Genomic DNA, 8,337 nt, shown 5'->3' on the forward strand with positions numbered 1-8,337 from the left:
ACGACTGAAGGAACACACATGCTTATCGCTCAGCGTCCTTCGCTGACCGAAGAGGTCGTCGACGAGTACCGCTCGCGGTTCGTGATCGAGCCGCTGGAGCCGGGCTTCGGCTACACCCTCGGCAACTCGCTCCGCCGTACGCTCCTGTCCTCGATCCCGGGTGCCGCTGTCACCAGCATCCGCGTGGACGGCGTCCTGCACGAGTTCACCACCGTGCCGGGTGTCAAGGAAGACGTCACCGACATCATCCTCAACATCAAGCAGCTGGTCGTCTCCTCGGAGCACGACGAGCCGGTCGTGATGTACCTGCGCAAGCAGGGTCCCGGCCTGGTCACCGCTGCCGACATCGCGCCCCCGGCCGGCGTCGAGGTGCACAACCCGGACCTGGTCCTCGCCACGCTCAACGGCAAGGGCAAGCTGGAGATGGAGCTGACCGTCGAGCGCGGTCGCGGCTACGTCTCCGCCGTCCAGAACAAGCAGCTGGGCCAGGAGATCGGTCGCATCCCGATCGACTCCATCTACAGCCCGGTCCTCAAGGTCACCTACAAGGTCGAGGCGACCCGAGTCGAGCAGCGCACCGACTTCGACAAGCTCATCGTCGACGTCGAGACCAAGCAGGCCATGCGCCCGCGTGACGCCATGGCGTCGGCGGGCAAGACCCTGGTCGAGCTGTTCGGCCTGGCGCGCGAGCTCAACATCGACGCCGAGGGCATCGACATGGGCCCGTCCCCGACGGACGCCGCGCTCGCCGCCGATCTGGCGCTGCCGATCGAGGAGCTCGAGCTCACGGTCCGCTCGTACAACTGCCTCAAGCGCGAGGGCATCCACTCCGTGGGTGAGCTCGTGGCCCGCTCCGAGGCCGACCTGCTCGACATCCGCAACTTCGGTGCGAAGTCGATCGACGAGGTCAAGGCGAAGCTGGCCGGCATGGGCCTGGCCCTCAAGGACAGCCCGCCCGGATTCGACCCGACCGCCGCCGCCGACGCCTTCGGCGCCGACGACGACGCGGACGCCGGTTTCGTCGAGACCGAGCAGTACTGATTCTTCCCGTCGCAGGCGGCCGGGGTCCCGACCTCGACCGCCTGCCGGGTCCGTAGGACTTTCCCGGGGCAGCCGCCCCGGGGGAACTGACACCGGTACCTGACACGGCCGGTGCAGATATGAAGGAGTATGACCATGCCGCGTCCCGCAAAGGGTGCCCGTCTGGGCGGCAGCGCCGCGCACGAGAAGCACCTCCTCGCGAACCTCGCGAAGTCGCTCTTCGAGCACGGCCGCATCACCACCACCGAGGCCAAGGCCCGCCGCCTGCGTCCCTACGCCGAGCGTCTGGTGACCAAGGCCAAGAAGGGCGACATCCACAACCGTCGCCTGGTGCTGCAGACGATCACGGACAAGAGCATCGTGCACACGCTCTTCACCGAGATCGCCCCGCGCTACGAGAACCGCCCCGGTGGTTACACGCGCATCACCAAGATCGGCAACCGTCGTGGCGACAACGCCCCGATGGCCGTGATCGAGCTGGTCGAGGCCCTTACGGTCGCCCAGCAGGCCACCGGTGAGGCCGAGGCCGCCACCAAGCGCGCGGTCAAGGAGGCGGAGGCCGTCGAGACCCCCGCCGAGGAGACCAAGGAGGCCTGATCCTCCGGGATCTCGCTTGCTTGAACGGCTCTGAACGGGCCCGCCCCCTTCCCGGGGCGGGCCCGTTCTGTTTCTTCCGCGCGTCTTGAGAGGATCGGTTGCGTGAGTGACGAGGTGGAGCCCGGGCACGTCCGGGTGCGGCTGGACCTGTCGTACGACGGCAGGGACTTCTCCGGCTGGGCGAAGCAGCGCGTGCTGCGGACCGTGCAGGGCGAGCTGGAGAGCGCCCTGCAGACCGTGATGCGGCTCAAGGAGCCCGTCGAGCTGACCGTGGCCGGGCGCACCGACGCCGGCGTGCACGCGCGCGGCCAGGTCGCGCAGTTCGACCTGGCCGAGGAGGTGTGGGCCGAGCACCACGACAAGCTGCTGCGCCGCCTCGCCGGGCGCCTGCCGCACGACGTGCGGGTGTGGCGGGCCGCGCAGGCCCCCGAGGGCTTCAACGCGCGCTTCTCCGCCATCTGGCGCCGCTACGCCTACCGCGTAGGCGACCACCCGGCCGGAGTGGACCCGCTGCGCCGCGGGCACGTGCTGTGGCACCAGTGGCCGCTGGACGTCGACGCCATGAACGAGGCGGCCGCCGCGCTGCTCGGCGAGCACGACTTCGCCGCGTACTGCAAGAAGCGCGAGGGCGCCACGACGATCCGTACGCTCCAGCAGCTCAGCTGGGTGCGCGACGGGGACGGGATCGTGACCGCCACCGTGCGGGCCGACGCCTTCTGCCACAACATGGTCCGCTCGCTGGTCGGCGCGCTGCTGCACGTCGGCGACGGGCACCGGCCCGTGGAGTGGCCCGGGCAGGTGCTGGCCGCCGCCGTACGGGACTCCTCGGTGCACGTGGTGAAGCCGCACGGCCTGACGCTGGAGGAGGTCGGCTACCCCGCCGACGAGCTGCTGGCCGCCCGCAGCAAGGAAGCGCGGAACATGAGGACCCTCCCCGGGGCCGGCTGCTGCTGACCCCGGTCTAATCCGTTTGGGCGGATCGGTGTCGGGCCTGGACAATGCCCCGCATGGGACATCTCGAAGCCAGCCACCTGGAGTACTACCTTCCCGACGGGCGGGTGCTCCTCTCCGACGCCTCCTTCCGGGTGGGGGAGGGGTCGGTGGTGGCCCTGGTGGGGGCGAACGGCGCCGGCAAGACCACCCTGCTCAAGCTGATCTCCGGTGAGCTCCAGCCGCACGGCGGCGGGACCACCGTGAGCGGCGGCCTCGGCGTGATGTCGCAGTTCGTGGGCTCCGTGCGGGACGAGACGACCGTGCGGGACCTGCTGGTCTCGGTCTCCCGGCCCCGGATACGCGAGGCCGCCGCGGCGGTGGACCGCGCCGAGCACCTGATCCTCACGGTGGACGACGAGGCCGCGCAGATGGCGTACGCGCAGGCGCTGAGCGACTGGGCGGACGTCCAGGGCTACGAGGCGGAGACCCTGTGGGACGTCTGCACCACGGCCGCGCTGGGCATGCCGTACGACACCGCGCAGTTCCGCGAGGTGCGCACGCTGTCGGGCGGTGAGCAGAAGCGGCTCGTCCTGGAGGCGCTGCTGCGCGGGCCCGACGAGGTGCTGCTGCTCGACGAGCCGGACAACTACCTGGACGTGCCCGGCAAGCGCTGGCTGGAGGAGCAGCTGCGCGCCACCCGCAAGACGGTGCTGTTCATCAGCCACGACCGGGAGCTGCTGGCCCGGTCCGCACAGAAGATCGTCAGCGTCGAGCCCGGTCTGGACGGCTCCGACGTGTGGATGCACGGCGCGGGCTTCGACACCTTCCACGCCGCGCGCCGGGAGCGCTTCGCGCGCTTCGAGGAGCTCAAGCGCCGCTGGGAGGAGAAGCACGCCCAGCTGAAGAAGCTGGTGCTGAACCTGCGCCAGGCGGCGTCGATCAGCCACGAGCTGTCCTCCCGGTACGCCGCGGCGCAGACCCGGCTGAAGAAGTTCGAGGAGGCCGGCCCGCCGCCGGAGCCGCCGCGCGAGCAGGAGATCACCATGCGGCTCAAGGGCGGCCGTACCGGCGTGCGCGCGCTCACGGTCGAGAACCTGGAGCTGACCGGCCTGATGAAGCCGTTCTCGCTGGAGGTGTTCTACGGGGAGCGGGTCGCGGTCCTCGGCTCCAACGGCTCCGGCAAGTCGCACTTCCTGCGGTTGCTCGCCGGTGAGGACGTCAAGCACACCGGCGCCTGGAAGCTGGGCGCACGGGTGGTTCCCGGCCACTTCGCGCAGACCCACGCGCACCCGGAGCTCTTCGGGCGCACCCTCGTCGACATCCTGTGGACGGAGAGCGCCAAGGACCGGGGCGCCGCGATGTCGGTGCTGCGCCGGTACGAGCTGGAGCGCCAGGGCGACCAGCCCTTCGACAAGCTCTCGGGCGGCCAGCAGGCCCGTTTCCAGATCCTGCTGCTGGAGCTGGCGGGCACGACGGCGCTGCTGCTGGACGAGCCGACGGACAACCTGGACCTGGAATCGGCGGAGGCGCTGCAGGACGGGCTGGAGGCGTATGACGGCACTGTGTTGTGTGTCACGCACGACCGGTGGTTCGCGCGCACATTTGACCGTTACCTGGTCTTCGGTTCGGACGGTGTTGTGCGGGAGACTCAGGAGCCCGTCTGGGACGAACGTAGAGTCGAGCGCAAGCGCTAGGGGGAGACCGCCCCCTCTGAGGACTGAGGGGAATGCGTCGTGGGGCTGCGCCCTAGCATCTGGCTGATGAAGTGGGAGGCCGAGGCCTTCCGGGGCATCGACTCGGGGAACCGGCTGGTCGACTGGCTGCTGCGGCCGGCCTCGCGGCCCTGGCGGCTGGTCTCGCTGGCGGTGCTCGTGGGGATCGCGGTCTCCACGAGCCTGCGGCAGAACTGGGGCTCGGACAACGCCTTCGTGGTGAAGGCCGCGCAGACGCTCCTGGAGGGCGGCTCCCCGTACGAGGACAAGCGCTTCCTGTACCTGCCCAGCGCGGTGCTGATGGCCGTACCGGAGGCGCTGCTCCCGCAGACCGTGCTCCGCTGGGCGCTGCCGATGGGGATGTCGGGGCTGCTGGGCGCCGGCTGGCTGGCCGCGCTGCGGCTGTTCTCGGTGCCGTTGCGCTCGCGCTTCGCGGTCCTCGGCCTCCCGGTCCTGGCCCTGGCCTACAAGCCGTACGTGAACCTCGTGCTGATCGGGAACTGGACGGCCATCTCGGCGGCCGCGCTGCCGGTGGCGCTGCTGCTCGCGCACCACAGGCGGTGGGGGGCGGCCGGGGTGGTGATCGGGCTGGCCATCGCGTGCAAGCCGATGCTGGTGCCGATCGGGCTGCTCTTCCTGCTGGCCCGGCAGTGGCGGGGGCTGGCCGCGGCCGTGCTGCTGCCGCTGGGGCTCTCCCTGGCGGGGGCGCTGCTGATGCCGAGCCCGTCGCTGTTCTTCACCAAGACCCTGCCGTTCCTGCTCAACGGGCAGGACGCCTACGCGCTGCCGTGGGACGCCTCGCCGATCGCGGTGCTGCCGCGGCTGGGGGTCCCGGAGCCGCTGGCGGTGCTCGTGGCCTTCACGGGTGCCGGGGTCGGCCTGTGGGGGGCCTGGGTCCGCTGGCGGCGGCCCGACGAGTGCGACGAGGGGCAGCTGCGGCTGGCGGAGACGGCCTGCATGGTGATGCTCGCCGCATTCCTGGTGTCGCGTCCGTCCTTCGACCACTACCTGCTGGTGGTGGTGCCGCTGCTGCTCGCCTCGGCGGTGCGGCCGGGCTCGATGCCGCGCTCGCCCTGGTTCTGGGCGGCCCTCGGGCCCCAGCTGGCGGGCATCCCGTGGCCCTCGGAGCTGGAGGCCAAGCGGCGGGCCTTCAAGGACTGCGCCACCCTGTGCGGGCTGGCGATCCTGCTGGCGCGTCACGCGCTGCTCTCCGGCCGGGTTATCCTGGGCCCAGTAACAACTGCGGGGTCCCCACCCAGGACCGAACCGGAGTGCGCCGCGACGCCAGCAGAATCGGCATCGCGGACCGCGTTTTGACCCGTACGGGTTTGCTTGGGTACTCTGCTGGTTTGTTATGCGTATTGGCTTGCTCATTCTCACGTGAAAGGGCCTTGCGCCGGTCCACCGGACCGATGACCAGCAGTTCACACGGGTTGCGTCCCCGATGTGAACGAGGGCTGTCGTGATCGTCCGTGGTGACCCTGTCAGGACCTTCCCGTGGGGCTTGCGCCCTCGGGATACCACCACTGAAGAAGCGAAGGCATACGCGTGCGTACGTTCAGCCCCAAGCCCGGCGACATCTCGCGCCAGTGGCTCGTCATCGACGCCCAGGACGTTGTCCTCGGCCGTCTGGCGACCCAGGTCGCTGCCCTCCTGCGGGGCAAGCACAAGCCGACCTACGCCCCCCACATGGACATGGGCGACTTCGTGATCGTCGTCAACGCCGACAAGGTGCACCTGTCCGGCAACAAGGCGACCCAGAAGATGGCGTACCGCCACTCCGGCTACCCGGGCGGCCTCCGCTCGGTGCGCTACGACGACCTCCTCGCGAACAACCCCGAGAAGGCCGTCGAGAAGGCCATCAAGGGCATGCTCCCCAAGAACACCCTGGGCCGTCAGATGCTGTCCAAGCTGAAGGTCTACTCGGGCGACCAGCACCCCCACGCTGCCCAGCAGCCGGTGCCGTTCGAGATCACCCAGGTCGCGCAGTAGTTCCGGCCACCCCCTAAGACGTAGAAAATTCTGAGGAGCATCGTGGCCGAGACCACCGCCGAGACGACCCCCGTCGACGAGTTCGAGGGCAACGTCGAGGAGTACACCAGCGAGTCCGAGGTCGTCGCCGAGGGCGACTACACCTCCGAGTCCCTTGCCGGCCGCTTCGGCGACCCCCAGCCGGCCGCCGGCCTGGGCCGTCGCAAGAACGCCATCGCCCGCGTCCGGATCGTTCCGGGCACCGGCAAGTGGAAGATCAACGGTCGCACCCTTGAGGACTACTTCCCCAACAAGGTGCACCAGCAGGAAGTCAACGAGCCGTTCAAGCTGCTCGAGCTGGACAACCGCTACGACATCATCGCCCGCATCGCGGGTGGCGGCGTCTCCGGCCAGGCCGGCGCCCTGCGCCTCGGCGTGGCCCGTGCGCTGAACGAGGCGGACGTGGACAACAACCGCCCGGCGCTGAAGAAGGCCGGCTTCCTCTCCCGCGACGACCGTGCGGTCGAGCGCAAGAAGGCCGGTCTCAAGAAGGCCCGTAAGGCTCCGCAGTACAGCAAGCGTTAATCTGCGCCTGCTGTTCTGCAACGAAACCGCCCCGGCAGCACTCTCTGTGCTGCCGGGGCGGTTCGTTTACCGCCACAAGCGGCACATATCTGTCACAAGCGGTCACACGCGAAGCAGAAACTCGGGAGGACAACAGTGGGACGACTCTTCGGGACGGACGGTGTACGCGGCGTCGCCAACGCGGATCTGACGGCTGAGCTCGCGCTCGGCCTCTCCGTCGCGGCTGCCCATGTACTGGCCGAGGCGGGCTCCTTCGCGGGCCACCGGGCCACCGCCGTGGTCGGCCGTGATCCCCGGGCCTCCGGTGAATTCCTGGAGGCCGCCGTCGTGGCCGGTCTCGCGAGCGCGGGCGTGGACGTCCTGCGCGTCGGTGTGCTGCCCACCCCGGCGGTGGCGTATCTCACCGGTGCGCTGGGTGCCGACCTCGGCGTGATGCTCTCGGCCAGCCACAACGCCATGCCCGACAACGGGATCAAGTTCTTCGCGCGCGGCGGCCACAAGCTCGCCGACGAGCTGGAGGACCGGATCGAGTCCGTCTACGAGGAGCACCGCACCGGTGCCCCGTGGGACCGGCCCACCGGCTCCGGTGTCGGCCGGGTCTCCGACTACACCGAGGGCTTCGACAAGTACGTCGCCCACCTGATCGCGGTCCTCCCCAATCGCCTGGACGGCCTCAAGGTCGTCCTGGACGAGGCGCACGGGGCTGCCGCGTACGTCTCGCCCGAGGCCTTCACCCGGGCCGGCGCGGAGATCGTCACGATCGGCGCGGAGCCCGACGGCCTGAACATCAACGAGGGATGCGGCTCGACCCACCTCGGCCTGCTCAAGGCCGCGGTGGTCGAGCACGGCGCCGACCTCGGCATCGCGCACGACGGTGACGCCGACCGCTGCCTGGCCGTGGACGGCACCGGCGCGGAGGTCGACGGCGACCAGATCCTCGCCGTGCTGGCCCTGGCCATGCGCGAGGCGGACCAGCTGCGCGAGAACACGGTCGTCGGAACCGTGATGTCCAACCTCGGCTTCAAGCTCGCCATGGAGGCCGAGGGCATCCAGGTCGTGCAGACCGGGGTCGGCGACCGGTACGTGCTGGAGTCGATGAAGCAGCACGGCTACGCCCTGGGCGGCGAGCAGTCCGGCCACGTGATCATCCTCGACCACGCGACGACCGGCGACGGCACGCTGACCGGCCTGCTGCTGGCGGCGCGCGTCGCGGCGACGGGCAGGTCCCTGGCCGAGCTGGCGGGCGTGATGACGCGGCTGCCGCAGGTCCTGGTCAACGTGCCCGACGTGGACAGGTCCCGGGTGACGACCTCCGCCGAGCTCGCCGCGGCGGTCACCGACGCCGAGCGCGAGCTCGGCACCACCGGGCGGGTGCTGCTGCGTCCGTCCGGTACGGAGCCGCTCGTACGGGTGATGGTCGAGGCCGCCGACATCGAGCAGGCCCGCGCGATCGCCGGGCGGCTCGCCGACGTCGTGAAGTCGGCGCTGGGCTGAGCCC

At 70.2% G+C, this 8,337-nt stretch carries 8 protein-coding genes; all 8 read left to right on the forward strand.

What is annotated here, in order from left to right; all coding sequences use genetic code 11:
- The first annotated feature begins 18 nt into the window (after positions 1 to 18).
- The 8 genes from ACFWU6_RS13070 (at position 19) to glmM (ending at position 8,333) form a co-directional block, all read left to right on the forward strand.
- Positions 19 to 1,041: a DNA-directed RNA polymerase subunit alpha gene (locus tag ACFWU6_RS13070; protein ID WP_008739666.1), complete on the forward strand. Its 1,023-nt coding sequence runs from the start codon at positions 19 to 21 to the stop codon at positions 1,039 to 1,041.
- Between the two features lie 135 nt (positions 1,042 to 1,176).
- Complete coding sequence (rplQ, locus tag ACFWU6_RS13075; RefSeq protein ID WP_030008477.1) at positions 1,177 to 1,638, forward strand: 50S ribosomal protein L17; 462 nt, start codon at positions 1,177 to 1,179, stop codon at positions 1,636 to 1,638.
- A gap of 102 nt (positions 1,639 to 1,740) precedes the next feature.
- A complete protein-coding gene (gene truA / locus ACFWU6_RS13080) occupies positions 1,741 to 2,592 on the forward strand; it encodes a tRNA pseudouridine(38-40) synthase TruA (RefSeq protein WP_383802508.1) in 852 nt (283 codons plus the stop codon).
- Between the two features lie 53 nt (positions 2,593 to 2,645).
- On the forward strand, positions 2,646 to 4,265 hold the full coding sequence (locus tag ACFWU6_RS13085; protein ID WP_383802506.1) for an ABC-F family ATP-binding cassette domain-containing protein: 1,620 nt from the start codon (positions 2,646 to 2,648) through the stop codon (positions 4,263 to 4,265).
- 66 nt (positions 4,266 to 4,331) lie between these two features.
- Positions 4,332 to 5,600 carry a glycosyltransferase family 87 protein gene (locus tag ACFWU6_RS13090; protein ID WP_383802503.1) on the forward strand — a complete coding sequence of 423 codons (1,269 nt, stop codon included), beginning with the start codon at positions 4,332 to 4,334 and terminating at the stop codon, positions 5,598 to 5,600.
- Positions 5,601 to 5,831: 231 nt separating this feature from the next.
- On the forward strand, positions 5,832 to 6,275 hold the full coding sequence (rplM, locus tag ACFWU6_RS13095) for a 50S ribosomal protein L13 (RefSeq protein ID WP_383802500.1): 444 nt from the start codon (positions 5,832 to 5,834) through the stop codon (positions 6,273 to 6,275).
- A 42-nt stretch (positions 6,276 to 6,317) separates the two neighbouring features.
- On the forward strand, positions 6,318 to 6,839 hold the full coding sequence (rpsI, locus tag ACFWU6_RS13100; protein WP_383802497.1) for a 30S ribosomal protein S9: 522 nt from the start codon (positions 6,318 to 6,320) through the stop codon (positions 6,837 to 6,839).
- 135 nt (positions 6,840 to 6,974) lie between these two features.
- A complete protein-coding gene (glmM, locus tag ACFWU6_RS13105; RefSeq protein WP_383802494.1) occupies positions 6,975 to 8,333 on the forward strand; it encodes a phosphoglucosamine mutase in 1,359 nt (452 codons plus the stop codon).
- The last annotated feature ends 4 nt before the right edge of the window (positions 8,334 to 8,337 follow it).

The sequence above is a fragment of the Streptomyces sp. NPDC058674 genome (assembly GCF_042716505.1).
Taxonomy (GTDB): domain Bacteria; phylum Actinomycetota; class Actinomycetes; order Streptomycetales; family Streptomycetaceae; genus Streptomyces.